The organism is Mesorhizobium sp. (assembly GCF_005063415.1).
Taxonomy (GTDB): domain Bacteria; phylum Pseudomonadota; class Alphaproteobacteria; order Rhizobiales; family Rhizobiaceae; genus Mesorhizobium.
Map to the genome: position 1 here is coordinate 107,085 of NZ_SUEG01000001.1, position 24,713 is coordinate 131,797.

At 61.8% G+C, this 24,713-nt stretch carries 22 protein-coding genes; 14 read left to right on the top strand and 8 right to left on the bottom strand.

Annotated elements, in window-relative coordinates:
• Genes trpC through E5W70_RS00575 form a run of 3 tightly spaced genes read right to left on the bottom strand, consistent with a single transcriptional unit; the run spans position 1 to position 3,717 of the window.
• Complete coding sequence (trpC, locus tag E5W70_RS00565; RefSeq protein ID WP_292653526.1) at positions 1-813, bottom strand: indole-3-glycerol phosphate synthase TrpC; 813 nt, start codon at positions 811-813, stop codon at positions 1-3.
• 4 nt (positions 814-817) lie between these two features.
• Entirely contained in the window at positions 818-1,828 is a 1,011-nt protein-coding gene (gene trpD / locus E5W70_RS00570; protein WP_292653527.1) for an anthranilate phosphoribosyltransferase, read from the bottom strand.
• Positions 1,825-3,717, bottom strand: a complete 1,893-nt coding sequence (locus E5W70_RS00575; RefSeq protein ID WP_292653528.1) for a SurA N-terminal domain-containing protein — start codon at positions 3,715-3,717, stop codon at positions 1,825-1,827. The genes trpD and E5W70_RS00575 overlap by 4 nt, the downstream gene beginning before the upstream one ends.
• 142 nt (positions 3,718-3,859) lie before the next feature.
• Here E5W70_RS00575 and tpiA point away from each other — a divergent pair, with 142 nt between their 5' ends.
• The 5 genes from tpiA to E5W70_RS00600 all read left to right on the top strand — a co-directional run bounded on the left by tpiA (position 3,860) and on the right by E5W70_RS00600 (position 8,884).
• The gene (gene tpiA / locus E5W70_RS00580) at positions 3,860-4,627 is read left to right on the top strand and encodes a triose-phosphate isomerase (RefSeq protein WP_292653529.1); all 768 of its coding nucleotides are present in this window, start codon (positions 3,860-3,862) and stop codon (positions 4,625-4,627) included.
• 162 nt (positions 4,628-4,789) lie between these two features.
• Positions 4,790-5,236, top strand: a complete 447-nt coding sequence (gene secG / locus E5W70_RS00585; RefSeq protein ID WP_292653530.1) for a preprotein translocase subunit SecG — start codon at positions 4,790-4,792, stop codon at positions 5,234-5,236.
• 199 nt (positions 5,237-5,435) lie between these two features.
• Positions 5,436-6,557 (top strand): L,D-transpeptidase, encoded by a 1,122-nt coding sequence (locus E5W70_RS00590; protein ID WP_292653531.1) that lies wholly within the window; start codon positions 5,436-5,438, stop codon positions 6,555-6,557.
• Positions 6,558-6,704: 147 nt separating this feature from the next.
• On the top strand, positions 6,705-8,333 hold the full coding sequence (locus E5W70_RS00595) for a CTP synthase (protein ID WP_292653532.1): 1,629 nt from the start codon (positions 6,705-6,707) through the stop codon (positions 8,331-8,333).
• A gap of 11 nt (positions 8,334-8,344) precedes the next feature.
• Positions 8,345-8,884: a DUF1697 domain-containing protein gene (locus E5W70_RS00600; protein WP_292653533.1), complete on the top strand. Its 540-nt coding sequence runs from the start codon at positions 8,345-8,347 to the stop codon at positions 8,882-8,884.
• A 117-nt stretch (positions 8,885-9,001) separates the two neighbouring features.
• Here E5W70_RS00600 and E5W70_RS00605 read toward each other — a convergent pair whose 3' ends face one another.
• The 5 genes from E5W70_RS00605 to E5W70_RS00625 form a co-directional block, all read right to left on the bottom strand.
• Entirely contained in the window at positions 9,002-10,408 is a 1,407-nt protein-coding gene (locus E5W70_RS00605; protein ID WP_292653534.1) for an NCS1 family nucleobase:cation symporter-1, read from the bottom strand.
• 91 nt (positions 10,409-10,499) lie between these two features.
• Positions 10,500-11,342 (bottom strand): trehalose-phosphatase, encoded by an 843-nt coding sequence (otsB, locus tag E5W70_RS00610; RefSeq protein ID WP_292653535.1) that lies wholly within the window; start codon positions 11,340-11,342, stop codon positions 10,500-10,502.
• Positions 11,339-13,120 (bottom strand): trehalose-6-phosphate synthase, encoded by a 1,782-nt coding sequence (locus E5W70_RS00615; RefSeq protein ID WP_292653536.1) that lies wholly within the window; start codon positions 13,118-13,120, stop codon positions 11,339-11,341. The genes otsB and E5W70_RS00615 overlap by 4 nt, the downstream gene beginning before the upstream one ends.
• Positions 13,121-13,298: 178 nt before the next feature.
• Complete coding sequence (locus E5W70_RS00620; RefSeq protein WP_292653537.1) at positions 13,299-15,461, bottom strand: amylo-alpha-1,6-glucosidase; 2,163 nt, start codon at positions 15,459-15,461, stop codon at positions 13,299-13,301.
• Between the two features lie 47 nt (positions 15,462-15,508).
• Positions 15,509-16,570 carry a glycosyltransferase family 4 protein gene (locus tag E5W70_RS00625; RefSeq protein WP_292653538.1) on the bottom strand — a complete coding sequence of 354 codons (1,062 nt, stop codon included), beginning with the start codon at positions 16,568-16,570 and terminating at the stop codon, positions 15,509-15,511.
• A 234-nt stretch (positions 16,571-16,804) separates the two neighbouring features.
• Here E5W70_RS00625 and E5W70_RS00630 point away from each other — a divergent pair, with 234 nt between their 5' ends.
• The 9 genes from E5W70_RS00630 to E5W70_RS00670 all read left to right on the top strand — a co-directional run.
• The gene (locus tag E5W70_RS00630) at positions 16,805-17,107 is read left to right on the top strand and encodes a DUF982 domain-containing protein (protein WP_292653615.1); all 303 of its coding nucleotides are present in this window, start codon (positions 16,805-16,807) and stop codon (positions 17,105-17,107) included.
• 496 nt (positions 17,108-17,603) lie between these two features.
• Complete coding sequence (locus E5W70_RS00635) at positions 17,604-17,765, top strand: hypothetical protein (RefSeq protein WP_292653539.1); 162 nt, start codon at positions 17,604-17,606, stop codon at positions 17,763-17,765.
• 263 nt (positions 17,766-18,028) lie between these two features.
• Positions 18,029-18,253, top strand: a complete 225-nt coding sequence (locus E5W70_RS00640; RefSeq protein ID WP_292653540.1) for a hypothetical protein — start codon at positions 18,029-18,031, stop codon at positions 18,251-18,253.
• Positions 18,254-18,564: 311 nt separating this feature from the next.
• On the top strand, positions 18,565-18,717 hold the full coding sequence (locus E5W70_RS00645; protein ID WP_292653541.1) for a hypothetical protein: 153 nt from the start codon (positions 18,565-18,567) through the stop codon (positions 18,715-18,717).
• A gap of 429 nt (positions 18,718-19,146) precedes the next feature.
• A complete protein-coding gene (locus E5W70_RS00650) occupies positions 19,147-19,689 on the top strand; it encodes a class I SAM-dependent methyltransferase (protein ID WP_292653542.1) in 543 nt (180 codons plus the stop codon).
• Positions 19,690-19,894: 205 nt separating this feature from the next.
• Positions 19,895-21,700, top strand: a complete 1,806-nt coding sequence (locus E5W70_RS00655; RefSeq protein ID WP_292653543.1) for an ABC transporter ATP-binding protein — start codon at positions 19,895-19,897, stop codon at positions 21,698-21,700.
• A 6-nt stretch (positions 21,701-21,706) separates the two neighbouring features.
• Positions 21,707-22,888 (top strand): hypothetical protein, encoded by a 1,182-nt coding sequence (locus E5W70_RS00660; RefSeq protein WP_292653544.1) that lies wholly within the window; start codon positions 21,707-21,709, stop codon positions 22,886-22,888.
• 9 nt (positions 22,889-22,897) lie between these two features.
• Positions 22,898-24,085: a hypothetical protein gene (locus E5W70_RS00665; RefSeq protein WP_292653545.1), complete on the top strand. Its 1,188-nt coding sequence runs from the start codon at positions 22,898-22,900 to the stop codon at positions 24,083-24,085.
• On the top strand, positions 24,075-24,713 hold a 639-nt coding region (locus E5W70_RS00670), incomplete at its 3' end, for a hypothetical protein (protein ID WP_292653546.1). The genes E5W70_RS00665 and E5W70_RS00670, both read left to right, overlap by 11 nt.

Consider the following 24,713-nt stretch of genomic DNA (forward strand, 5'->3'; position numbering starts at 1 on the left):
TCAGATCGCCTCTGCCGGCGCCTTGCCCGTCAGAAGCAGGCGCGTTGCCGTGGCCACGTCCTGCTGGCGCATCAGGCTCTCACCGACGAGGAAAGTGGCGATGCCGCTCCGCTCCAGCCGGCGGCAATCGTCATGCGAAAAGATCCCGCTCTCACTGACCAGAAGGCGGCCGGCCGGCACCATCGCTACCAGCCGTTCCGAGGTCTCGAGCCTGGTTTCGAAGGTCCGGAGATTGCGGTTGTTAATGCCGATCAGCCGCGATGACAGCCGCAGCGCACGTTCCATTTCCGCCTCGTCATGCACTTCGACCAGCGCGTCCATGCCCAGCCCGAAAGCTGTCGCTTCGAGTTCTCTTGCCAACGCGTCGTCGACGCTGGCCATGATGATCAGGATGGCATCGGCGCCCCAGGCCCTGGCCTCGTGGACCTGATAGGGGTCGAACAGGAAATCCTTGCGCAAGGCAGGCAGCTCGACGGCAGCGCGCGCAGTGGTGAGGAATTCGGGCGCCCCCTGGAAGGAGGGTGCGTCGGTCAGCACCGAAAGACAGGCGGCACCGCCTTCCGCATAGGCCCTGGCCAGCGCCGGCGGATCGAAATCGGCGCGGATCAGGCCTTTGGACGGGCTAGCCTTCTTGATTTCGGCAATCAGCGCGAACCTGCCGGATTTGCGCTTTGCCTCAAGGGCGGAAAGAAAGCCGCGCGGCGCGTCGGCATTCATCGCGCGTGCCTTGATCTCGGCAAACGGCACTTGCGCTTTGGCCGCCGCGATCTCGTCGCGCTTGTAAGCCTCGATCTTGCGCAGGATGTCGGACATAGTTTTAACCGTTCGAAATCTCGACCAGCCTGTCGAGCACTTTTAGCGCGCGGCCGCTGTCGATGGCCTGCGTTGCCGTCACCATGCCGTCGGCAAGTGTCGTCGCCTTGCCGGCCACCACCAGCCCGGCGCCGGCATTCATCAGCACCGTATCGCGAAAGGCGCCGGCGGCGCCGCCCAGCATGTCGCGCATTGCCTGGGCATTGTGGGCGGCGTCGCCGCCGCGCAACTCGTCCTTGGTGTGACGCGTCAGCCCGACTGCTTCAGGGGTTAGCTTAAAGCTGCGTATCTCGCCGCCGGCCAATTCGGCGACCTGCGTCTCGCCAGTGGTGGTGATCTCGTCATAGCCGTCGCCATGGACCACCCAGGCATGGTCGGCACCAAGCTCCTTCAACGTTTCTGCCACCGGCATGATCCATTCGGGCAGGAACACGCCGACCATCTGCCGTCTGACACTGGCCGGATTGGAAAGCGGGCCCAGCAGGTTGAAGATGGTGCGGGTGCCGAGCTCGACCCGGGTCGGGCCGACATGCTTCATCGCCGGGTGATGCGCCGGCGCGAACATGAAGCCAACTCCGGCCTCGTGGATGCAGCGGCCGATCGTCTCCGGAGGGATGTCGATCTTGACGCCCAATGCGATCAGCACATCGGCGGCGCCAGTCAGCGAGGACAGTCCGCGATTGCCGTGCTTGGCGACGGGCACGCCGCTGCCGGCGATGACGAAAGCGGATGCGGTCGAAATGTTGACACTGTGCGAATTGTCGCCGCCGGTGCCGACAATGTCGATGGCGCCCTCGGGAGCTTCGACGCGCAGCATCTTGGCGCGCATGGTGGCGACGGCGCCGGCGATCTCGCTGACCGTCTCACCGCGCACGCGCAATGCCATCAGGAAGCCGCCGATCTGGCCGGGGGTGGCATCGCCGGACATGATGATGTCGAAGGCCTCGCGCGCCTCCTCGAACGAAAGAGCGCTGCCGGCGGCGACCTTGGCGATGTGGATCTTCAGCGCGCTCATCTGGCCAGGGCTTGGGTTACGGCGGTCTGATCGATGCGGACGTCATATTGCGTCTGCAACTGCGCCACCAACTGGTCGAGCAGGTCGTCGGACATACCGGAGGTGAAGGATTTCTGCGCGTCCTGGGGTACTGAGCTGGCATCGGCCCCGGCAGGCTCGAACACCTCGGCAACCTTGAACAGGACCTGTCCGTCGCCCGTAGGCGAGGGGATCAGCCCGGTGCCGCCTTCGCCGACGCCGAACATCGCGGCGGCCCCTTCCTTGCCGAAATCGACGTCGTCAGCATCGCGCTTGACGCCGCGCTTGGTCTGCTTTTCGAGCTTGAGCTCACCGGCGATCACCTCGATCGTGGCGCCGGCCTTGAGACGCTTCTCGAGCTCTTGTGCCTTTGCGGTGAGCCGTTTGGTGGTCTCCGCCGCGGTCCAGTCGGCCACGACCTTCTGGCGGACTTCGTCCAATGTGCGGTCGCGGGCCGGCGTGATCGCGCTCACGTCGTAGAAGACGAAGCCGTTATCGGCGGTGGTGAGACCTTCATTGTCGGTTCCGGGTTCGGATTCGAACACCGCCTTGATGAGTGCCGGCGATTCCGGCAGGTCTTTGACGATGCTTCCATCCGGCCGCTGGCCGGTGCGGTCGATGGCGTCGATGGTGACGACCTTCAGCTTCAATTTGGCGGCTGCCTCGGCGAGCGAACTGCCCGAGGCGCGCGTATCCTCGTAATTGTCGTGCACGTCCAGCAAGATGCGGCTTGCCTCGCCCAGTGCCAGATCCTTGCGGATCTGCTCGGATACTTCGGCCAGCGGCTTCACCACTTCCGGCTTGATCTCGGTTACGCGCAGCAGAACGGGACCAAATGCGCCTTGTACGACCGGGCTGACCTCATTGACGTTGAGCTTGAAGGCGGCATCGGCAACTGCCTTGTCGGCGATCTTGTCCTTGGCCAGCGTGCCGAGCAGCGTGTCGGCCGGCGCCTTGCCTTCGGCGGCGACGATCTTATCGAAGGTCGCGCCGGTCCTGAGCGAATCGAGCGCCGCCTTTGCGGCATCAGGCGTCTTGAATACAAGCTGCTCGATGGTGCGCATCTCCGGCGTGGTGTAGCGCGCCTTGTTCTTGTTGTAGTCGTCGCTGACCTGTTGGTCGGTCACCGCACTCAAATCCATGATGTCTTCCGGTTCGAGCCTGACATAGGAGAACTTACGGTATTCGGGCGCGGCGTAGGTTTTCTTGTTTTCCCCGAAATAGGCCGAAAGCACGCTGTCGGACGGCGCTTCTATCGGCTCGACAAGCGATTTCGGCAAGGTCAGGTAATCGATGGTGCGATCTTCGCCGCGATAGAGCGCGACCGCCTTGAAAAATGTATCCGGGGCCTTGAGGCCGTCCGAAACCGCCTCGACGATCTGCTGGCGGACCGCCACCTGGGCGCGGTTCTTCAAATAGTCTTCCGGCCGCATGCCGATCTGCCGAAGCAGGTACTCGAAGGTTCTCCTATCGAAGGTTCCGGCAGGCCCTTTGAACGCCGGGTCTTCACGCGTCAGTTCGGCGAGCCGGTCCTTGGACAGGCCGAGGCCGAGCTTGCGGGCCTGCTCGTCGAGGACGGCGCCCGACACGAGTTGCGCCAGCACCTGGTTGTCGATGCCGAGCGCCGTCGCCTGCTCACGACTGATGCGTTGACCGAATTGCTGCGACATGACGCTGAGCTGGCGATCGTAGGCGAGGCGGTATTCGTTAATCGAGACCTTGGTGCCTCCGGCCGTAATCACGGCGTCATGGCCGGCAAGACCGCCCATCAGCCGCCCCGAGATGCCCCAAATGGCGAAGCTCAACACCAACAATGACAGCAGCAGTTTCGCGACCCAGGTCCCCGCCGCGCTTCTCAACATACCAAGCATGAGTACTTCCGATTTTTGCGCATTTCGCATGCGCCGAGTCTGAAACAAGCGCAATAGCGCCCTTCCTGCCCACTGTCGATTGCTTTGTGGCCTGATTTTGATAGTGAGGGCCAGCTGGAAATTGCCCGGAGAAACAAATCCCATGACGCCTGGAATCCGCCCGCTCGTCGCCGGCAACTGGAAAATGAACGGTACCAGCGCCTCGCTCAACGAGCTCAGGATGATCGGCAACGGCTTCATGAGCGGGCTCGACGCCGAGACCGAAGCGGTGGTCTGCGTGCCGGCGACCTTGCTTGCGCACGCCGCCGAGATTCTGTCGCGCACGCCGGTGCGGGCCGGTGGCGAGGATTGCCACACCGAGGAAAGCGGCGCCTATACCGGCTGTATCTCGGCCGAGATGCTGAAGGATGTGGGCGCCAGCCATGTCATCGTCGGCCATTCCGAATGCCGCGCCGATCGCAAGGAAGACGATGCCATTGTGCAGGCCAAGGCCTCCGCTGCATGGCGCGCCGGGCTGGTGGCCATCATATGCATTGGTGAAACAAGAGCCGAACGCGAAGCAGGAGCCACGCTCGACGTGCTGTCGCGCCAGGTCGCTGGCTCGGTCCCGCCAAACGCCACGGCTTCCAACACCGTCATTGCCTATGAGCCAATATGGGCGATTGGCACCGGCTTGACCCCGACCGTCGCCGACGTCGCCGAGGCACATGCGCATATCCGCGAAGAACTGGGGCGGAAGCTTGGCAATACGGCGGCCAAGATGCGCATTCTCTACGGCGGTTCGGTCAAGCCGTCCAACGCCGTCGAGCTGCTCGGCGTCAGGAATGTCGACGGCGCGCTGGTCGGCGGCGCCAGCCTGAAGGCAGCGGACTTCCTCGGCATCGCGGAAGCCTATCGAAACATCGCTTGATACCGGGACAGCTTGCTGGATTTGAGCGACGGCCGGCGCCGAAATCGTTGCAAAGAACGCATTGCATCCCATATTCCGGCCACGGGCTTGGAAATGCCGTCAAAGCATTGTATTGAGCCGCCTCCAAATCAGCGGCCGCGCAAGGCCTTGCCAGGATAAATTATGGAAACCGTACTGATCGTCGTCCACCTCATGGTCGTGCTCGCGCTTGTCGGCGTGGTGCTGCTGCAGCGCTCCGAAGGCGGCGGCCTCGGCATCGGCGGCGGATCGGGCTTCATGACTGCGCGAGGCGCCGCCAATGCGCTGACGCGGGCGACGGCGATCCTGGCCGCGGCTTTCTTCGTCACTTCGCTGACATTGTCGATCGTTGCGCGCTATGGCGAGAAGCCGATCGACATTCTAGATCGCGTGCCGGCAACCTCGGACGGCAAGGGCGTACTCAACCAATTGCCCGGAACCACGACGCCGGCGCCGCCTTCGGGCACCACGGCGCCGACCCCGCCGTCCGGCAATGGTGCGGCAACGACGCCGCCGGCAACCGCTCCGGCGACGCCGCCAGCGACAAACGGCGCCACAGCGCCGGCCACGCCGCAGGTCCCCAACCAGTAATCGGGCAACTTATGCCGCGATCTGTTGTCGTTTGAACACAGTCGCGGCAAATGCCGCACGATCAAGAAGATTCGACCGCGCCTCACGCTTGAGGCGCTTCCGGCTAATCGATTATACGTTGCACGCGGCATTCTCGGCGTCCTTGGGGGGCGCCGGGCGACGCCGTGGGCAACAAGCATTGAACGATCGGATCTTCCCCATGCAGCTTCGCAGCTTCATTTTTGCCGGCCTTTGTGCCGTGCTCAGCCTAGGTGCGCCCGCTTACGCGGCCATGCCGACGGCAAATTCGGCCCATAAAGCCGCAGCAACAACCGACCTCGTCAACGTCGCTGCCAAAAGCGATGCGGCGCAATTGAAGCTTCTCAAAAAGAAGAAAGATCCGACGCCGGACGACCTTGCGCAGATTCGCAAGATCGAAGCCAAGATCGCAGCCGACAAGGAAGCCGCTCGCGCCAAGGCACTCGAAGCCAGGAAGCTGGCGATGCGCGAGGCGGCGAAAGCCAAAGCCGATGCGGAACGGCAGGCATTCCTTGCCAAGAAGGGCCAGCCGCTCGCGGCGGCCAAGGTGGCTGACGCCACGCCGGCAAAGAAGAAGACCGTTAACATCATCGAACCGATTACGCCCATTGCGCCGATCCAATCGGCCGAGCCGATCCCGGCCGAGGCCATGAACGTTGCGCTGACCGGCAACAATGGCGAGTTGCGCAGCGAACCGGTCGGGCAAAAGCCGCAGAGCGTCGGGCTGTTCGCGGGACTGTTCGGCGGCACATCGTCTTCGTCGATGTCGCTGCTTCCGGAAACACGCGCGCTCGACGCCGCGCTCGAAAGGAAGCAGGCCAAGCGGCAGTTCAAGGTCAAGCCGGAATTCGTGCCGCAGGAGGTCGAATTCACCGGCTACAACGCCGGCACCATCGTCATCGATACCAGCGCCCGTCGTCTCTACCTCGTCGAATCATCGTCAACCGCCCGCCGTTATGCCATCGCGGTCGGCCGGGAAGGCCTGCAGTTCAAGGGTACGGTTGCCGTCGGCGACAAGCAGGAATGGCCGCGCTGGATTCCGACGCTGGATATGCAAAAGCGCGAACCCAAGCACTATGGCCAGTACAAGGACGGCATGCCCGGCGGCGGCGACAATCCGCTCGGTGCGCGCGCCATCTATCTTTACGACGGCAAGAAAGATACCCATCTGCGCATCCACGGCACCATTGCGCCGCAGTCGATCGGAACCAGCGCCTCCAATGGCTGCTTCCGCATGATCAACGAGCACGTAATGGATCTTTACCGCCGGGTGAAAGTAGGCACCAAAGTCGTCATCATCTGACGCTTTGACAGATCGTGGCAAAAGGGCCGGCCTCGCCGGCCCTTTTGTTTTGATACGCCAACGACTAGAGCGCCTTCTTGGGAAAAAGCCTTCGCGGCGGTTTTTTCTCTGGCGGAATCAATTCGGCCGCGTTAAGCGATGACTCCCATGGCGCGATATGTATTCATCACAGGCGGCGTGGTTTCCTCACTTGGAAAAGGCATTGCTGCAGCGGCCCTTGGGGCTCTCTTGCAGGCGCGAGGCTATCGCGCACGCATCAAAAAGCTCGATCCCTATCTCAACGTCGATCCCGGCACGATGTCGCCCTACCAGCACGGCGAAGTCTTCGTGACCGATGACGGGGCCGAGACCGATCTCGATCTTGGCCATTATGAGCGCTTCACCGGCCGCTCGGCCAACCAGCAGGACAACATCACCACCGGCCGTATCTATAAGAACATCATCGAGCGCGAGCGGCGCGGCGACTATCTCGGCGCCACCGTGCAGGTCATTCCGCACGTCACCGACGAGATCAAGAACTTCGTCCTCAACGGCAATGACGACTACGATTTCGTGCTGTGCGAGATCGGCGGCACCGTCGGCGACATCGAAGCGATGCCGTTCCTGGAAGCGATCCGCCAGCTCGGCAACGACCTGCCGCGCAACAACGCCGTCTACGTCCACCTGACCTTGATGCCTTATATTCCGACGGCGGGCGAACTGAAGACCAAGCCGACGCAGCATTCGGTCAAGGAGTTGCGCGGCATCGGCATTGCACCCGACATACTGCTGGTCCGCGCCGACCGGCCGATCCCCAAGGAAGAGCGCAGAAAGCTGTCGCTGTTCTGCAATGTCCGCGAAAGCGCCGTCATCCAGGCGCTCGACGTGCCGCATATCTACGACGTGCCGATGGCCTATCACAACGAAGGGCTCGACTCGGAAGTTCTGGCCGCCTTCGGCATCGATCCGGCGCCGAAGCCGCGCATGGAACGGTGGCAAGCGGTGTCCAACCGCATCCACAATCCGGAAGGCGAAGTGACCATTGCCGTCGTCGGCAAATATACCGGCCTCAAGGACGCCTACAAATCGCTGATCGAGGCGCTGTCGCATGGCGGCCTCGCCAACCGGGTCAAGGTCAAGCTCGACTGGATCGAAAGCGAGATATTCGAAAAGGAAGACCCGGCGCCGTGGCTGGAGAAGGTCCATGGCATTCTCGTCCCCGGCGGTTTTGGCGAGCGCGGCTCGGAGGGCAAGATCCTGGCGGCGAAGTTCGCGCGCGAGCGCAAGGTGCCGTATTTCGGCATCTGCTTCGGCATGCAGATGGCCTGCATCGAGGCGGCGCGTTCGCTGGCTGGCGTCGAACACGCATCATCGACCGAGTTCGGCCCGACCGCGGAGCCGGTCGTCGGCTTGATGACCGAATGGCTGAAGGGCAACATGCTGGAAAAGCGCAGGGAAACCGGCGACCTCGGCGGTACCATGCGGCTCGGTGCCTACCAGGCCGACCTCGCCAAGGGATCGAAGATCGCCGAGATCTATGGCGATACGCAGATTTCCGAACGCCATCGCCACCGCTACGAGGTCAATGTCGACTACAAGGAGCGGCTCGAGGATTGCGGCCTGGTGTTTGCCGGCATGTCGCCGGACGGGGTGCTGCCGGAAACGGTCGAATATCCCGACCACCCCTGGTTCATCGGCGTGCAGTACCATCCCGAATTGAAAAGCCGGCCGCTCGATCCCCACCCGCTGTTTGCCAGCTTCATCGAGGCGGCGGTAGAGCAGTCGCGGCTGGTCTAGACTAGCCGCCCATGCAAACTTACGTCGCGCTGCTCTACAGCATTGTCCTGGGCGAGGGGCGGCGGGTCGTCATGTCCGATCTGAAGGCGATGGCCGAAAGCCTGGGTCTGAATAACCCGCGCACGCTGGTAGCGACCGGCAATCTGGTCTTCGAGGCGCAAGAAACAGAACTTGCGGCGTTGGAGCAGCGGCTGGAGGCGGCGTTCGCAAAGACTTTCGGCCGCCACGTCGACATCATCGTGCGCCGCGCCGACGGCTGGCTGAGGCTGGCGGCCGGCAATCCGTTCCCAGCCGAATCGGCTGAGACCGCGGACCAGGTGGCGGTGCGCGTGATGCGGGCGCCCGTTCCCGCCGAGACCGCCGCGGCGCTTGAGGCATATGCCGGCAAGGACGAGAAGCTGCGGATTGTCGACGGCGACATCTGGATCATCTTTTCCCGCGAGATGCCGAGTTCGCGGCTGCTTGCGGCGGTGAGCCACAAACGTCTCGGCATCGGCACCTCGCGCAACTGGAATACAGTGCGCCGCCTGGCCAAGATGGTCGCAGAATAAACGGGGCGGCTCGCGCCGCCCCGAGTCCGTTCAGGCCTTGGCTATCCTGGCTCCGGCACCGAGTGCCATCGTGCGCAGCACGTAGTAGATGACGCCGGCAATTGCCACGCCGAAGAATCAGCCATAGACGCCCCACCATGACGGCAGCAGGCTGGTGAAGTTGGGCAGGATCGAGGAGAAGACCGCGCCGATACCGGCGGCGATGAAGGCATTAACATGCCAGCCGCCCTGAAAGCGGAATTCGCCATTCTCCCTGTAGAGCGCCTCGACGTCGACCTCGCCCTTCCGGATCAGGTAGTAGTCGACCATCATCACGCCGAAGATCGGCCCCATCGTCGCGCCAATGATGTTGACGAAGGAGGCAGCACTGCCTTCCCAGGGCGCGAAAGGATAAAGCACAAGCGCGATCAGCGCCGCGATGTAGCCGCCCTTCTTGAAGTCGATCTGCCGTGGAAAGACGTTGGAGAAGTCGAAGGCCGGCGACACGAAGTTCGCCACCACATTTATGCCAAGCGTCGCCACCGCAAAGGTCAGGGCTGCGAGCGCCGCCAGGAACCAGCTGTCGAACTTCGCCGAGATCTGGTCGGGATGCAGCAGCACCTCGCCATAGACGTCGAAGGCGGCGATCGTGGTTACGCCGGCGACCAGCGAGAACAGGATAAGATTGACCGGCAGGGCCCCAGATGATGCCCTTGCGCAGCGATGCCTTGTCCGGGGCGTAGCGCGCGAAATCGCAGAAGTTGAGATAGGTGCGGAGAAATAGGTCACCCAGATCGCCGCCACCGCAAACAGCGAGGTCCAGGAGCCCGGCGTGCCCGGCACGCCTGCGTCCTTTGTCTTTTCCAGCAGCACATCCATCGGGATGTCGCTGGTGAAGGCGAAGGTGCCTGCCTTGATGCAAAGATAGATCGCCAGGATCAGCATCATCACCCACACCGCCGGTCCGCCCCAATCCTGGAAGCGGCGCACCGTTTCCATGCCCTTCTGGATGATCAGGAGCTGCAGCGCCCATATGACGACGAAGCAGATCACCTCGAGCCCAGAGTGGCCGAGGAAATGTGTGCCCTGGTTGAAGTCGGCGAACCATTGCGAGCGGATCAGCAGGGCTACGATCGCGCCGGAGGCCGCCGCCGTCTGCGCGCCGTACCAAAAGCAGGCGACGATGGCGCGCACCAGCGCCGGTATGTTGGCGCCCCAGATGCCGAAGGAAGCGCGCGCCAGGACAGGGTAGGGCACCCCGGTCTTCACGCCGGCATAGCCGACCATGTTCATCAACGCATAGATGATCAGCGAACCGATACCGATGGCGATGATGAAGTTGACGAAGCCACCGCAAAACAGGAACAGGCTGGCCGCCAGATAATAGCCCCACAGGCTGTGGACGTCCGACGTCCAGACGTTGAAGATCGAGAACGGTCCCCAGTTTCGAACCTTCGCCGGAGCGAGATCCTCATTTACAGGTCCGGTGATGCGCCTTGTATGGTCATTGCTATGTCCTCCCCTTGCAACCGCACGCGCCTCCACGCATGGCACGCAGGTTAAGCCTGACGCAGGGGAACCGGCAAGCAGACGATTTGCCGGCTTTGGGCTTAAAGTCATTCAATGAGAAACGCGCTTATCGGCCGGACGATGCCGTGGCTGCGATATTGAGCTTCGCCGCTGATTCGGTCGCTGCTTGCTTGCCGGCCGGTCGAGCACCGGCCACCGCCGACGTCTCGAAACTGGCCTCGAGCCAGGCTATTGCGCCGGTCACGTCGTCGAGGGCATAGGTTGCGGCCGTCGGTCCGTTCGGCTTCACGCGGATGGAGATGCCGCCAATTTCGTTGATCGCCTCGAAACCGTGTTCGTCCGATGTATCGTCTCCGAGGAATATCGGCCGCCGGCCGACAAAGGGCGGAATGTCCATAAAACGCCTGATGGCAGCACCTTTGACGGCTTCCAAAGGCATCAGCTCGACGCCGGCATTTCCCGGAAGCACCCGATAACCCTTCGGAAGCCGGGCCAATGCCTGTTCGACCAGCTGGATTGCAGGCGCAAGCAGTTGCGGTGCTGCTCTTGTATGAACGGCAAGGACCGGCCCCTTGCGTTCGACATAGACCTTGCCGCTGCCCAGTTCGGCCTCGATCTCGTCGGCAAGGGCGGCGATGTCGGCCGGCGCGTCGGCGGCATCGATCGGACCGCTCGGCGTCAGCCGATGCTCCAGCCCATACAGTCCGGCGATCCGCAGCTTCAGCGGATGGAACAGCTTGTCCACGGCGGGGATCGATCGGCCGGTGATGAAGGCGACCGCACCATCCAGCCGCCGCTCGATGTGTCCAAGCAGGTTGCGCAATTCCTCGCCGACGAACACCGCGTCGGGATGGGCAGCGTGTTCCAGCAGGGTTCCGTCTATGTCGAGGAAGAGCGCCCATTGTCCTTCCGGCAGGTTCAACGCCGGCGGTTGTTCAAAGCTTTTCACGATGCTGCCTTCCGTGCCCGCTCGAACATCGAGATGACGTTGTTGGTGTTCGATGGCGGGCGCTCGCCGGTTCCGGTCACCCTGTCGAGATCGCCGCGTTTGCGCAGGCGCGCGGCATCCAGCAGCATGCTGCCGGCCCAGCGGTAGACGTTGTTGTCGCGGACCATCTCGCGCATCGGCCGCAAACGCTCGCGCTGCTCATCCGGCGTCATCGTCAGCGCCTGCAACAGCGCCTCGCTCATCATGGCCGCATCGTAGGGGTTGACGATCAGTGCTTCCAGCAATTCGCGTGAGGCGCCGGCAAAGGTGCTGAGCAAAAGCACGCCCTGTTCGTCGTCGCGCGCCGCGACGAATTCCTTGGCGACAAGGTTCATGCCGTCATGCAGGCTGGTGACCATGCAGATGTCGGCGGCGCGATAGACCTCGTAGACCTGCTCCTGCCGATGATGTTCGGCGACCATCAGGATAGGGCTGTATGTCTCGCTGCCATAACGCCGGTTGAGCTCCTCGGCATAGCGACGGCATTCGTCATGGAGTTGCTGGTAGGCGGGCAATGTCCCCCGGCTCGGCGCGGCGATCTGCAGGAAAACCACCTTGCCTATCCATTCGGGATATCTCGTGAACAATTCGTCCAAGGCATGGAAGCGATCGAGAATGCCTTTCGTGTAGTCGAGGCGCTCGACGCCAACGCATAGTTTGGTATCCGTAGACAGGCCGAATCTGTCGCGTACGCTGGCGCGGCACTCCTCCACAGACGGCAGTTTTGCCAGCAATTGGGCCGGCCATTCTATGGAAATGGGATAGGCGTGGACCAACGTGGTCTGCCCACCATAGGAGATTGCCGCGTCTGCCCGTTCGATCCGGCTCTCCAGAAAGCGGTCGACACTTTCGGTGAAGTTGTTGGCATGGAATTGGGTATGAAAGCCGATGATCGAACTGCCGAGCAGTCCTTCCAGGATCCGCTCACGCCACGGACAGATGCTGAACACTTCCGAATTGGGCCACGGGATATGCCAGAAGGTGATGACTATCGCGTCCGGCAGGCGCTGGCGAATCATGCGCGGCAGCAGCGCAAAATGGTAGTCCTGCACCAGCACGATCGGCCGTTCGTTGCGGGCTTCGGCAACCACCGTATCGGCGAATTTGCGGTTGACGGCCTCGTAGGCGTCCCAGTCCGAGGCGCGAAACACGGGGCGGGTGAAGGCAATATGGCAAAGCGGCCATAGGCCCTCATTGGCGAAGCCCAGATAATAGCCCTGATATTCCTCCTCCGTCAGCCAGACCCTGCGCAGCGTGTAGGACGGATTGCCTGGCGGCACCTGCACCCGGTCGTCTTTGTCGACGGTGAGGCGGTCTGCCGTGCCGCCGCCATAGGCGATCCAGGTGCCGGCACAGGCGCGGGTGATGGGCTCGAGTGCCGAAACCAGCCCGCTGGCCGGCACCAAAAGTTGCACCCCGTCATCCTTGATGTTGTGGATGTAGGGTTCGCGGTTGGACACCACGATGACCTGTGCGTCCGGCAGGTCGTCGGCCAGGATCTTGCGCAAAGTGTCGGGCGACCACGTGACCAGTGCCGCATCGGCCGACTGGCCGTTCTTTTCGAACTCGCGCAGCACCTTGCGTGCCGCTTCCGATGCGACATCCTCGCTCGGCGTGTATGCGGCCGCCGTTGCGCGGCCGCGACGCTGGCGGGATATCGATAGGAGAATGGCAAAAGCGGAAAAGCCAAAACTTGCGATCAGCAAAACCCAGAGCAGGTTTACAGTATAATCTGACATGGAATGTGATCTCGCCTCCGGCCAGCTGATAGCCGTTTTTTATTTGTTTTCTGGTTCGCGGCCGTGTGACAACGACAGCGTTGCCCAGCCGCCCATTTTTGCAACGCACAAAGAGGCTATCGGTTCCGGACGATTGCAATGCCGCGCGTCATTTTCGATGCGCCGCAGCGCGGCGGCATCAAGTGCGCACGATGAGCGGCACCATCCCCTCATACCGATCGGCGAGAAAGGCGACGACCCGGTCGCCGACACGCTGGAATGTGAGGTCGACCACTGTCGAGCCGACACCCAGATGCCGCAATGTCAGCGTGTCGATGCCGATCGGCAGCCTTGGGCGGGTGACCCGGATTTCGCCGTTCCAGCCGTCGATTTCGAGCCCAAGGCAGGCCTGCATCAGCATGAAGGCCGATCCCGCTGACCAGGCTTGCGGCAGGCACGCGACGGGATAGGCGATCGGCGCTTCGCCTGGCGACCGGGTAAAGCCGCAGAACAGTTCCGGCAGCCGCATGTTGAAATGGACAGCCGATTCAAACGTGCCGCTCATCAGCCGGACCACGCTGTCGCGGACGCCATAACGTGCCAAGCCGGCACCGCACATGGCGGTGTCGTGCGGCCAGATCGAACCATTGTGGTAGGACATCGGGTTGAAGAATATCGCATCGTCGGCCAGCGTCCTCACTCCCCAACCAGAGTGGAACGACGCGGAGAGCAGCTGATCGGCGACCATCTGCGCCCGTTCCGGCTCGGGCAGCCCGACAAAGAGAAGATGGCCGGCATTCGACGTCCGTACCTTGCAGAGCTCGCCTGCACCATCGATCGCCAGTGCATAGAAATTGAGATCGTCCATCCAGAAATGGCGTTCCACCGCGGCGCGCATGGTTTCGGCGCGTTCCTCCCAATGATCGGCCTTGTCGTCCTCGCCGCGGCGGCGGGCGAGCGCTGCCAGCCCACGGAACGCGGCAAAGACGTAGCCTTGCACCTCGACTAGAGCGATCGGCCCCTTGGGCATGCGGCCATCGGCATGGAAGACGGAATCGAAACTGTCCTTCCAGCCCTGGTTGGCGAGGCCGGTCTCGGCGCCGCGCTGGTAGGTAACGAAGCCGGTCGCGCGGCTTGTCTCCTCCGTCCATTCGGCCGCTGCACAGAGCGATGGCCACAGACTGTCGACAAACGCCATGTCGCCGGTTCGATCCGCATAGGCGCAAGCGAGATGAATGTAGAGCGGCGTGGTATCGACACCGCCGTAATAGCGGCCGAACGGGAGCTCCCGCAGCGCCGCCATCTCGCCCTTGCGGGTCTCGTGCATGATCTTGCCCGGCTGCGAATCGCTGAACGGCGACGTTTCGGTTGCCTGATGCTGGGCGAGAAAGGCGAGTACGCCGCGCGCCAGCCCAGGATTCAACCACAGCATCTGCAGTGCGGAAATTACCCCGTCACGGCCAAATGCCGTCGAGAACCAGGGTATGCCGGCATAGGGGTAAGGTCCGGTTGCAAGCTCGGTGGTCAGCAGCGCCACGTCCGCGCGCGCGCGTTCGATCCAGTCGTTGAAGACGCGGCCGGAGCTGTGAACCGTCGCACCGTGGCGGCGTTTGGCGCGCATGCCGAAGCGAGCGCGGGCGGCGGCAGCCCGAAAACGGTCGCGGTCGGGTGTCTCCGCCACTTCCGGGCCGACCTCGATATAGAGGACCTCGCTGCTGCGCTTCGTCACCGCAACCAGGAAATCCGCACGGCTGGGGGTCAAATTGTCCGGCGCCTGCGAGAACGAGATCGCCGACAGGCGTACGAGCTGGTCCAGCCCGTCATATCGAAGCACCACGGATGTCGGGCTGGTCTCGGCGGCGTGGGCTATTCCGCGCTTGAGCCGGGTCGAACCGCGCACCTCGAACATGTCACGGAAATCTGCTGCGAAATGCAAGGAAACCCGAATGGCCGACGATTCCTGGCTGTAGTTGGAAAGGGTGATGCGCTCGAACAGCCGGTCCTGCCAAAGCAGCCTGACACGTTCTATGTGGATCGCGCCCTGCGGAATGTCGCGACCACCGACACTCTGGATTGGCAGATTGGTCAGGTTCGAGGTGAAAAGCACATTGTCCTGGCTGAGCGATGCGCCTAGCAACGACATTTGCCGGCCACCGACCGTCAGCCGGAATTCCGAAAGCACACGCGTATCGTCTCGGAAAAAACCGTCGCCGGCGCCGCGGATGTCGCCATAGGCGTCGGCCACCGCGAAGCAGTCGCCTTGCTTGAGGGCGAACAGCCGGTGCGGCTCCCGGGGCGCAACCTCGTCGAGGGAGGCAAGGGCTACGGCGGGATCAAGCTTACGCTCGTCGAGTTGATTCATACGTCACAAGCTCTGTCGTTTCGTTCCAACGTCCACAATGACGCCGATCAGGATGCTCTCGCTTCACCGGGAGCGCTGATCAGGCGCGAATAGGCAGCTACATAGTCGTGGGCCATTCTCGTGGCAGAAAAACGGTTTTCGAATACGGCTCTCACCTGTCGCCGGTCGAGGCGCAGCAATTCCGGTATCGAGGCGACCGCAGCATCGACCGTATCGACAAGGAAACCGGTCACGCCGTGGTCGATGATTTCCGGCAGGGCGCCGCATTTCCAGGCGATCACCGGCGTGCCGCAGGCCATAGCCTCTATCGCGGCAAGACCGAACGGCTCCGGCCAATCGATCGGAAACAGCAGGCCGGCCGCCTTGCCGAGGAATTCCGCTTTTCTGTCCTCTTCGATCTCGCCGATATAGTCGACGCGGTCGCCGTCGATCAGCGGCTCGACCGTATCGTGGAAAAAGGCGCGGTCGTCATCGCCGATCTTTGCCGCAAGCTTCAGTTTCAGCCCGGAGCGCAAGGCGATCTCGATGGCGCGGTCCGGGCGCTTGTCGCGCGACAGCCGGCCGAGAAAGGCCAGATACGGCTCGTCTGCATCCGTCTCGAAAGTCGGCTCGTACATATTGATCGGCAGCCCGTGATGGATGGTCGCCAGCCAATTGGCCCTGGGTAACCCGGTTCTCTGGCTGCGCGAAATGGAGATCATCGGAAAGCGCGGAAAACGCTCGTAGGCCGGGGCCAAGTCGACATAGTCGAGCCTGCCATGCGGTGTCGTCACCGTCCGGTCGGGCATGTGTTCGAAGAAAGGAAAATGCAGGAAGTGGCTGAGATGGAAATGGATAATGTCGAACTGTTGCGCTCGGTTCCTCACCTCGGCCAGCATCGCCAGATGCGCCGCGGTTTCGGATTTGTGCGGGCGCGGATCGAGACGGAGCGCCCGCTCGCGACACGCTACCAATTTCGCCGACGTCTTGGTATCGCCGCTGGCGAACAGGGTCACGTCATGGCCAAGCTCGACCAATCCCTCGGTCAGATAGGAGACGATGCGCTCCGTCCCTCCATAGAACCGGGGTGGCACGGATTCATGGAGCGGCGCCACATGGGCTATTCTCATGTTTTGGCATTTCCCTCAAAAAGACGGCTCGTGGCATCGAAATGCATCAGCCGCGCTAACGTTCCCGTACAATGGCAAGATGTCACTCAATTGGGGCTTCCTGGCGCTTCCACCGCTGCTCGTCTGATCCAGCCAACATTTTCCAGGCCAAGCCCTCTTTTGCCGGGAACCAAAGTCGGGTTCGCGAGTTTAATGGGGTTCGATCGCACGCATCCGGTCGACGGGGAGGAAATGATGGACCGCTTGCAATTCTTTTCGCCCGTGCGGATTTTGCGCGGACAGGGACAGCCCGTGGAGGAGATCGACAACGTTGCCGAAGCTATGGCATTCTTGCGAAAATGGCCGGCCGGGCGGCGCGGGCCGGTTTACCAGTGCGCCGTGAATTGCTGCGCTGCGGCCATGGCCGGCCGGATGTCGGCCGAGGAAGCGAGAAAGGCTTTTGCCGGTTTCGCCCGGATCACCCGCCTGCTCGAGGGCGATAGGCCGTTGCCGATGAGCGGCGAGGATCGGCATGGCGATCACGCGTTGAGGCGATAGGCGCCAACTGCCGCAGATCGTTAGAGCAAGCAAGGGTGGCATTCAGCCGGAGCGCCCGATCGGCGACCGTCGCGCTTTCGCTTACATTTTCGCAGGTGCACTTGCGCTGATACTTGGTGCCGAAGGCACTGCCTTCATTGCTCGCCTTCTGGCAGACCAACCTATGGCAAATCAAAGTCGCTTCGGTTGTCTCGGGGGTAAGGCCCGTGATGACTATTGCGGTTGTCGTGGCCGCCATGCCCGTGATCGCGAACCGGAGTAAATTCCGAAAATTATGCATAGATACCTCGCTTTCTGACGCCTCGCTTCTCGGGCTCGCGCCCAAGCTTCCTCATTGTCGAGTGGGTGTTTGCAACAGGGCCGCATACGGATCGCTTACGCCTCAGCCGTCGGGCTCAGGAGCGGCATAAAAAGTTGGACGAAGCGCAGACAACGGTGCCGCATTGCGGTATTTCGACCAGAAAAGGCCAGAGATGCACTTTTCGGGGAACGGATAATGTCGAAACGGCTTAGACTGGTGCTGGGAACGGCCGGCGCTATTGCCGTCGCCATCGTCTGGGGGATCATCGCCACGTCGATGGGAGTGCCGTCGATTCTGATCACTGTCGGAGCGGTCGCGATCGGCGCGGGCATCTACAGCTATCAAAACCGGAACTGATCCGGTACCCGGCGACGCGGCATAGCCCAAAACTCCCACGGTCGCAGACTGCCTGCGGCAATGCTCAGTGTACGAAAATTACCAACGACAGCGTTCTGTGGAACGAGTGGCCTGCCGACGCTATTGTGGTGGCGGTCCGAGACACCCCCGCCTCGGGCCATTGGCTCACCCAGCCGAGTGGTCCGCTGCTAGCTATGGCAGCGGACCTTCACCCGGAGGACCGACCCCGGAAGACGGACATTGTGCCGAATCGAGGGAGAACGATGGTCGTTGACGAGATTGCAGCGCGGCGCCTGAAAATTCTGATCGAGCAATATATTGAGGCCAGGAAGAGGCGCCACGGTGTGGTTTCTACCGCAGCGGCTGAGATCGCGATCAGGGCTGTCATGCAGAATTGCCCGGTCTCCGGAAAAGCCCTGGACGACATGATTGCGGCATGTGCGTTCGAACATGGGCTGGGGGTGCTGTTCGATCGACCTGACGCATGAAGGCCTAAACGCCATGAATCCCAACGCCAAAATCGCACGGTGCTGTCGTGCACAAATCCGACGCTGTTCCTGAGGCGCTCGCGACTAAAGCGCGTCGCGTCGATCGGCCTCATGCGACGCGCTTTAAGTTCTTGTTTTTATGCATGTCGCAAAACCGCTGCACATTTTTGCGCGACATGCATTAGAGAAACCGACCAACCGGAGCAGCCATGCCGAGATATTTTTTCCATTTCCGAAACAATGAGGGCCGCTTGACGGAAGATTTCGAGGGTCAGGAGTTGGACGGTTTGTCCGCGGCTCAGGATAACGCCATGGCTTCGGCCAAGGAAATCCTGGCCGAGGGCCTGCTCAGCGGCAACCCGGTCCTGACAGGCCTTTCATTCGAAATCTGCGACGAGAACCGGAAACTGCTTTTCCGATTTCCCTTCTCGGAAGCTGCCGAAAAGGCTGGCGCTCGACCGTGATTCGCCAAAAGCCCGGCAATGCGGGCGAGCTTTGATTGAGCCTGGCTGAAAAACCGCATGTCGCGGCAAGACGGTCGTTGGTGCAAATCAGCACCATGGGCAAATTAGTAGCATAGCTGCCGGCACAAAGCAAGAACAAACATGGCTTGCCTTGCCGAAGGGGTCTGCGTTTGAGGAACTCGAGGGCAGGCCCGGGTAGGGGGAGCCAAGCGACATTGCGATTTCCAATCGATGTGTCGATTTGTCGGGCCGGGTGTTCGTCAACTTCCCGAAACGTCTTCGCAGGATGCTGTGATCAGGAGTTCCTTTCTCCCGCGGTTACGTTTACAGGACGTTCTGGACAGTGTCGTTTGCGCGCCAGCAACTGGTCCGGGGCCAAGGCCCAGCGCACAGTCGTCCTCCGTCAAGGAAACCAGTCCGGCGCCGCTTTTGGAGAACAATGATTTGTGGTGGTCAAATAAACAAAAGAGATTCAAGGGAACGTGGGACGACCGGCTGGACGGGCTATTCTCCGCGGAGGTCGACTACGCCGGGAAATCCATTCTCGATGTTGGCTGCAACATGGGTGTTGTCGCCTATGAGATATCCAAGCTAGGACCGAGTTCGATCCATGGGATCGACATTCTCAAGCCGCATATCGAGACGGCCAGGATGATCTTCCTGGGTTGTCCAGTCCAAAGCCGGTTCGATTGTCTCGATCTTGGCAGCCGGAAGCTGCAAAATGTTCTCCAACCGCAGTACGACATCGTCATGCTGCTGGCGGTCTACCATCACATGCAATGGAGCCTGGGCGCGGACAAGGCGCGAAGCGTGCTGTCCGATATCGCCAGGCGTGCTCAAACGATCGTTGCCCGCGTCCCCCCTGGCAAGGATAAGGAGATGATCGCGGTGCTTTCGGATGTGGGCTTTTCGATCAAAAGCAATCACACATCGCCTCTTGGAAGCCATCTCATGGTCCTCGCAAAACACTGACCAGGCATAGCGCGGCCGACGACGAATGGCGCAAGGGCCGCATGGCTTGGCATGCGAGGAACCGACGGTCATAAGCCGATGACGTGCAAGGATCCGGTTCGGCATTGACTGCGGTCGGGAACGAAGCCACAGACAGGTGATCGAAACCGTCTCGCGCTTCAAGACATCACGAAGACCGGACGGGATCGCAACGGGCGGCGACGAGATGATTACAAAGAAACGAGTATCAACGGCCTCGGCATATCCGCTGATCAAGCGTCTGATCGGCGAAAATCTGCCGCCGCACAAGATGCTGTATGTGACAGGTTTGCTGTGCTCGATCGCCGCTGCTGCGGCGACCGGCGCAGCGGCCTGGATCATGAAAGTCATGATCAACACCATCTATGTCGAGCGAGATGCTGCCGCTGTATCGGGTATCAGCGTCGTCATCATCGGCATTTTCCTGGTCAAGGGCATAGCTGCCTACTGCCAGACCATCACGACGGGAAAGATTCGCCGGGCTATTGTTTCGGACCTGCAAAACCGTCAATTTTCCCGAATGGTGTATTTCGACATCAGCCGTTTCGCGAACCAGCATCCGGCAAAATTCATCTCCAAAATCATGTTCAACGCGCGCGCCGGGGCGACCGTTATTCTCACCCTCACGAGCAGCGCCGTCTCTGATCTGCTGACCCTGATTGCCTTGGCCAGCGTCATGGTCAAGCAGGACCCGGTAATGTCGCTGATATCCGTGGCGGTTCTGCCGATGCTGTTCCTGTCAGTCGGCGCGATAACCAGGAAGCTCAAGGCGCTGGCGAGGGGCGAGACGGAATTGGCCGCACAAGTCCAGTCGATCGGCACGGAAGCCGTCGAAGGCATCCGCACCATCAAATCCTTCCAGCTCGAGGACAAGGCGGTTGCCAGCTTTGCAAAGGCCGTCCGCAAGATGGAAAGACGTGGCATCCAGATCAACCGGACATCAGCATTGATGAGCCCATTGATGGAGACCGGCGGCGGCGTGATCATCGGGCTTTTCGTTATGTACGCCAGCTGGCAGACCCTCGGCAACGGCAAGACGCCTGGCGAATTCATGGCCTTCATTACCGCGTTCCTGCTTGCCTATGAGCCTGCCAAGCGGTTGGCCCGGGTCAACGTCGACATCCAGAAGCAAATGGTTGCCGTCGAGCAGATGTATGATTTGATCGACACGCCCGAGCAGCGGCGACTCGCAATCGCAGGCGAGCGCCTGACCGACGTCAATGGTGGTATCCGCTTTGAAGATGTGGCCTTCTCCTATGACGGCAACAGCCCTGCGCTCGAGGGTGTTTCCTTCGACGTGCGACCTCGTGAGAAGCTGGCGATCGTCGGCCGCTCCGGCGCCGGCAAGACCACCATCGTCAATCTGATCCTGCGCCTGATGGAGCCGGACAAGGGCAGGATCCTGATCGACGGAAAGGACATTTCGAAGATCAGCCTGGCCGACGTTCGCGATAACATCGCACTGGTATCCCAGGACGTCTTTCTGTTCGAAGGCTCGATCCGCGACAACATTCGCGACGGCCGCCCGAACGCCACGGATCAGGAAATCGAGTCCGCTGCGAACCTCGCCCGGGTCACCAGCTTTGCTTCGGCGCTCGAAAACGGGCTCGACACGCTTGTCGGGCCGAGCGGCACCAACCTGTCCGGCGGCCAGAAACAACGCGTTGCCATCGCGCGCGCCCTGCTCAAGAATGCTCCTGTGATTGTCTACGATGAAGCAACATCGGCGCTCGACGGCGAAAACGAACGGGCGGTCATGGAGGCAGCCTTCGACAACACATTTCAGCGCACGGTGATCTGCATTGCGCACAGGCTGTCTACAATCAAGGCGGCCGATCGTACTCTCGTGTTTGACGCCGGACAGCTTGTCGATGATGGAACGCATGACCAGCTTGCCAAACACAGCGAGATATATCGTTCGATATTCCACCTGGAGACGCCCGATCCGATGGTCGAAAGCGGCAAAAAGCTGCGGCAAAGCGTATTGCGCTGAAGGCCGATGACCAGCTTTTATCACGGTTCCTATGTCCGGTATGTGATTGGTGGACTGGGCCTTCAGCTGCGCCGGTACAAAAAGGCGGTACGCAGGTTGTTTTCCGGTCCCAAGCAGCCGCGTTCCATTCTTGAGCTGCAGGCCAAGGTTGAGGCGCTGATCGTGCGCAGGGACTGGAAAGGCCTTGAAGCCGGTACCAATGAGATGGCTGTCACGGCCGATCACAATCGCGACCCGGAGCTGATGCAGAAGGCGGGCCAGGCATTCGAACGGCTTGGCAACTTTGCGCGGGCAGCTGAGCTTCGGCTTTCCGCTCGCAGGCTGCGGAAAGGGAAAAGCGCCAACGATTGGACCGGCGAGAATCTCGGATCGGATACACTGCTGATCGATCTTGTGGAGGATGACCCGCGCAGCCTTGGCCGGGTTATCCGCCACGCGCGACTGGCCGGCGCTGCCGCTGCCTATGCGCAAAGCGCAACAATTCGGGTCGAGCCGCGCCTGGTATCAATCCTGCAACGAACGTTCTCGAAGGCGACCGTGATCCCGGCGCAGCAGGATGTGGTCGGCGACAAACGTGCGACTTTCGAAGATCTCGCCTGGGTGTTCGGACGCGATGCCGAAAAACTTGCTGCCGACTTCGTGCCGCTGCGGGCAGATCCTGAACTCGGCGAGACATTCCGCAGGCGCTATCGCTCGATGACGGATCTGCCGCTGGTCGGTCTCTCCTGGGGCAGCAAATCCCACACCAAAGACGTGCCTGATTTCCCTGAATGGGCACGGTTTATCGCCCAGACACAAGCGACATTCGTTTCGCTCCAGTACGGGCAGATCAAGCCGGCGTTGCGGCGCCTTCGCAATGGCAACGACGCGCGTCTGATCTTTGACGACAGCGTCGACCAGATGGTCGACATGGACCGTTTCGCGGCACAGGTCGCCGCACTCGATGCTGTCGTGACGATCAGCAATACGGCGGCCCATCTCGCCGGAGCCCTTGGCGTGCCGACTGTTTTCCTCATCGACGATAATTTTCAGACGGCATGGCCAGTGACCGGCGACCGGACACCCTGGTATCCGAAGGGCATTATCATTCGCAAGGAGGGGCGCCCTTGGTCGCTGGTGCTCGACGAGGCCGGCCGGCGGCTCTCGTCGATCCTGACGACGCTTTCCGACGCTCCCCGAGGACGATAGAACATCGCCGTGCAGAACAGACGAACCATCCTTCAGAAAGCAAAAACCGCCGATCTGCGCCCGCAGAGCGCCGTCGGCAAGCGGCTGCAGAAGGTTCTCGAGCGGGCAAAGGAACTTCTTAGACGTCCCTCGCGCCACGCCGACGAAAGTGCCGAAAGGCATATGAGGCTGATGGAGGAAAGCGTGCAGCGTGGTGACTGGCAAACTGCTCGCGACCATGCACTGGCGCTTGGCGTGCTTGGTGAGCAGCTTGGCGATCTCGGGCTGATCAAGAAAGCGGGGCGTGGACTGAGGCGTCTCGACGGAGGAAATCGCATCTGGCAGTTGATGGCGGCGAGCAAGCAGCTGCGCGGCAGGCCCGATTGGGATGGCAGTGATCTTGCAGGTCGCACGCTTCTCGTCGATCGTCGCGAAGGCGACCTGGCGATCTTTTTCCAGTTCGCGTCGCTGCTTGGTCCAGTCGTCGCGGCTGCCGGTCGATGCATAGTCTTCGTCGAGCCGCGACTGGCACCGCTTTATCGCAGAACATATCCTGCGCTCGATGTCAGGATTGAAGGGGAAGAGGACATGGCGGCGGTGGACGCCGATGTCGTTGCCGGTTTCGAGACACTCGCAAAGCATTTCTGGCCGGACGACCCGGCGCCACGCGCGCCCTTCGTTCCGCTGGAGCCGGACCGCCGACTGGTTGCCGAGCTGCGCGGCACCTATCTCGATGGCGGCCCAGGTCCCCTGATCGGATTTGCCTGGGGAAGCCTGAACAAGAGCAAGGATCTGCCGGCTCTGGACGATTGGCGGACGCTGTTCGGCAGCCTGCCGGGGCGCCTCGTCAGCTTGCAATATGGCGATGTCGGGCCGGCCCTCTCCGAGTTCGAGCGCCACGCGCCGGGGCGCATCATCCATGACGCTTCCGTCGACCAGTTGACGGACATGGACCGCTTTGCCGCCCAAATCGCGGCGCTCGACGCCGTGGTGACGATCAGCAATACCGGCGCCAACCTCGCCGGAGCGCTCGGCGTGCCGACGATTGTCATGCTCGACGACGGGTTTCGGCTGTCCTGGCCGGCCTTTGGCGAGACCGTCGCCGCATATCCGAGCGTTCGACTGGTCCGAAAAGGCGGCCGAGCCTGGGCGTCGGCAGTGCAGGAAGCAGGCGGACGGGTCATGCAAATCATCGGCGGAGCTGGCGATGGAGGGTAGCCAACTTCTCGGCCGGTTGCGCCGCGCTGTCGCGCTTGCAGGCTACAAATACAAGGTCTGGTTCCGACGCCACCGCCGGCAGCTCTTCCTTCGCTGGCGCGACGGCGACATTGCCGATCAGATGGCGGATTATCGGCGAAGCGTCGAGTCCCGCGATTGGCCGGCGGCACTGCCGAAAGCCCTGGCTCTTGGATCCATTGCGAAGTCGAGGGGCGAGGTCCACCTGATCGACGAGCTCAGCAAGGCGCTGATGCGGATGGGCGCCTATGGCGCAGCCGCCGAACTCAGGATCGCACGACGCCACATCGTCAACGGCCGCGTCGATGGCGAGTGGCTGGGCCAGGATATTTCTGGCCAGACACTGCTGGTCGATCTGATGGAAACCGAAAAGCAGGGTCTGGCCACCGCGATCCATCATGCGAGTTCCGTCGGCTGTGCCCTGGCGCGCGCCGCCCGCTCGATCGTCCTGGTCGAGCGCCGCCTGGTACCGCTCTTTCAGCGCACTTTTCCGACCGCCGATGTGCGGCCGGTCGGCGCTGGCGGCAAGGCCGCCTATGCCGAGGCGCAGGCCTTCGCCGGCGTCCAGCATCTGACTGCCGTTTTCGAGACCGACGAGGCGACGATCCGC

Excerpts from the sequence above, each read along its gene's own strand:
- trpC (WP_292653526.1), bottom strand. The coding sequence starts at position 813 with ATGTCCGACATCCTGCGCAAGATCGAGGCTTACAAGCGCGACGAGATC.
- trpD (WP_292653527.1), bottom strand. The coding sequence starts at position 1,828 with ATGAGCGCGCTGAAGATCCACATCGCCAAGGTCGCCGCCGGCAGCGCT.
- E5W70_RS00575 (WP_292653528.1), bottom strand. The coding sequence starts at position 3,717 with ATGCTTGGTATGTTGAGAAGCGCGGCGGGGACCTGGGTCGCGAAACTG.
- tpiA (WP_292653529.1), top strand. The coding sequence starts at position 3,860 with ATGACGCCTGGAATCCGCCCGCTCGTCGCCGGCAACTGGAAAATGAAC.
- secG (WP_292653530.1), top strand. The coding sequence starts at position 4,790 with ATGGAAACCGTACTGATCGTCGTCCACCTCATGGTCGTGCTCGCGCTT.
- E5W70_RS00590 (WP_292653531.1), top strand. The coding sequence starts at position 5,436 with ATGCAGCTTCGCAGCTTCATTTTTGCCGGCCTTTGTGCCGTGCTCAGC.
- E5W70_RS00595 (WP_292653532.1), top strand. The coding sequence starts at position 6,705 with ATGGCGCGATATGTATTCATCACAGGCGGCGTGGTTTCCTCACTTGGA.
- E5W70_RS00600 (WP_292653533.1), top strand. The coding sequence starts at position 8,345 with ATGCAAACTTACGTCGCGCTGCTCTACAGCATTGTCCTGGGCGAGGGG.
- E5W70_RS00615 (WP_292653536.1), bottom strand. The coding sequence starts at position 13,120 with ATGTCAGATTATACTGTAAACCTGCTCTGGGTTTTGCTGATCGCAAGT.
- E5W70_RS00620 (WP_292653537.1), bottom strand. The coding sequence starts at position 15,461 with ATGAATCAACTCGACGAGCGTAAGCTTGATCCCGCCGTAGCCCTTGCC.
- E5W70_RS00625 (WP_292653538.1), bottom strand. The coding sequence starts at position 16,570 with ATGAGAATAGCCCATGTGGCGCCGCTCCATGAATCCGTGCCACCCCGG.
- E5W70_RS00630 (WP_292653615.1), top strand. The coding sequence starts at position 16,805 with ATGGACCGCTTGCAATTCTTTTCGCCCGTGCGGATTTTGCGCGGACAG.
- E5W70_RS00635 (WP_292653539.1), top strand. The coding sequence starts at position 17,604 with ATGTCGAAACGGCTTAGACTGGTGCTGGGAACGGCCGGCGCTATTGCC.
- E5W70_RS00640 (WP_292653540.1), top strand. The coding sequence starts at position 18,029 with ATGGTCGTTGACGAGATTGCAGCGCGGCGCCTGAAAATTCTGATCGAG.
- E5W70_RS00645 (WP_292653541.1), top strand. The coding sequence starts at position 18,565 with ATGGCTTCGGCCAAGGAAATCCTGGCCGAGGGCCTGCTCAGCGGCAAC.
- E5W70_RS00655 (WP_292653543.1), top strand. The coding sequence starts at position 19,895 with ATGATTACAAAGAAACGAGTATCAACGGCCTCGGCATATCCGCTGATC.
- E5W70_RS00660 (WP_292653544.1), top strand. The coding sequence starts at position 21,707 with ATGACCAGCTTTTATCACGGTTCCTATGTCCGGTATGTGATTGGTGGA.